Here is a 1969-nt window from a genome sequence, read left to right as displayed (position 1 = left end):
AAAGAATTAATATTTTTAGAAAAATTTTTGATAGATATCAAATTTTATTTTATTTACATATTAAGGCTGCTAAACTTAATTATAGGATTATTGAAATTCCTACTATTCGGACTTATTCTAAGGGAAAAACTATTACAAAGATTAAAGTTTTTGATCTTTGGAAATTTATAGTTTTAATGTATGAATTAGCTCTAAAGCAGCTTGATCCTAAGAATTAGAGCCTAGTTATATGATAAGCCACAGGTGGTAGTACGCTAACAAGAAACAGAGTAAAAAATAGAAATTAGCTATAGTGATTAAGCTTAGTAACTTATAATAATTGGGTTATAGGTGTAAATAATTTATAATAAGAAAAAGGATTAGGATAAAGGCTACTCCGATAATAATATTAAGGATTAGATAATTCAATGCAAAAAGAATATGATGTAATTATTATTGGTGCCGGAATTTACGGTCTTTACCTAGCTAATAAATTTAGCTCTTTAAAAAAGCAAGTTCTAGTTTTAGAAATAGAAAAACAACCCTTTATGAGAGCCTCATATATCAATCAGGCAAGAGTACATAAGGGGTATCATTATCCTCGGAGCCTTTCTACTGCTAAAAAAAGTTTCTATTATTATGAAAAATTTAATCATGATTTTAGTTTTGCAATTAATAATAAATTCCAAAAAATTTATGCTCTTTCTAATAATTTTTCTTATACTTCAGCTAAAAATTTTTTAGAGTTTTGTAAAGCAGCAACTCTTCCTGTTGAAGAAATAGCAACTAGTAAATATTTTAACTCTCAAACTATTGAACGGGCTTTTTTATGTAATGAAACTTCCTTTGATGCGACCTTAATTGCTAATTTTCTTAGTACTTCTGCCAAAGATAATGGTACTAATTATAAATTTAACACCAAAATTAGTAGTATTACCTTAAAAGGTACTAAGTTTTATATAGAAACAACAGCTAAAGATATCTTTAGTTCTGTCTGTATAATTAATGCAAGTTATGCCAATGTAAATCAAATTTTAACTATGTTAGATTTTAAGACCTTTAATTTAAAATATGAAATTTGTGAAATAATTCTTTGTAATGCTTCGGATCAATTAGCAGAAGTAGGAATTACCGTAATGGATGGTCCTTTTTTCTCTTTAATGCCTTTCGGATTAAGTAATTATCATTCTTTAAGTGCTGTAAAAATTACTCCGCATTTAACTTCTTATGAGAATAAACCTACCTTTAGCTGTCAGGCACATAATCAGAATTGTAACTCAACTATGCTTGATAATTGTAACTTTTGTGTAGCTAAACCGGAAACAGATTTTATCTATATGCAACAACTTACTAAAACTTATTTGAAAGCAGATATTACACTGCAATATGAAAAATCACTCTTTACAATAAAACCTGTGCTAAAAAACTCAGAAATTGATGATAGCAGACCGACCATTATTAAACAGTTCTCTAACAACCCTATCTTTATCTCAGTTTTATCAGGAAAAATTAACACAATTTATGATCTAGATGAGATTTTACTATGAAACCATTTATAAATAAAGAACATGCTTTTATATCTTTAATTGTTTATGTCTATAATGCTGCAGAAATAATAGAAGAAAAAATATTGCAATTATACCGGTTCTTAGATATGAAATTTTTGAATTTTGAAATTATTATTATTAATAATGCTAGTAAGGATATTTCTCAAGCAATTGTTAATAATATGAAACAGCAATACAATTTTACCCATAAAGTTTATTTACTAAATTTAAATAACAGATATCATCACGAAATTGCCATGCAAGCAGGTATTGATGCATCCATAGGAGATATAGTTTTCCAAATAGAAGATATTAATTATAATTTTGATACCAATATCATTTACAGTATGTATCAAAAATGTATAGCCGGCTCAGACATTGTATTAGCAGTTCCTAAGAATGCTCCTATTAATCCTAAATTATTTTATAAATTGTTAGGAAAA

Annotated in this window: 3 protein-coding genes; all 3 read left to right on the top strand. The window is 26.9% G+C overall.

Annotated elements, in window-relative coordinates; genetic code table 11:
• Window positions 1-218: hypothetical protein (locus ACQCX0_RS03355; protein ID WP_462562758.1), on the top strand; the 218-nt coding region annotated here is incomplete at its 5' end.
• Between the two features lie 189 nt (window positions 219-407).
• A complete protein-coding gene (locus ACQCX0_RS03350; protein WP_462562757.1) occupies window positions 408-1526 on the top strand; it encodes an FAD-dependent oxidoreductase in 1119 nt (372 codons plus the stop codon).
• A partial coding sequence (locus ACQCX0_RS03345; RefSeq protein WP_462562756.1) for a glycosyltransferase occupies window positions 1523-1969 on the top strand: 447 nt, incomplete at its 3' end. The genes ACQCX0_RS03350 and ACQCX0_RS03345, both read left to right, overlap by 4 nt.

The sequence above is a fragment of the Candidatus Hepatincolaceae symbiont of Strigamia maritima genome (assembly GCF_055505085.1).
This window is presented reverse-complemented; position numbering and strand designations above follow the sequence as displayed.

Bases quoted from the DNA above. Each gene is read 5' to 3' on its own strand.
- ACQCX0_RS03350 (WP_462562757.1), top strand. From the start codon at position 408: ATGCAAAAAGAATATGATGTAATTATTATTGGTGCCGGAATTTACGGT.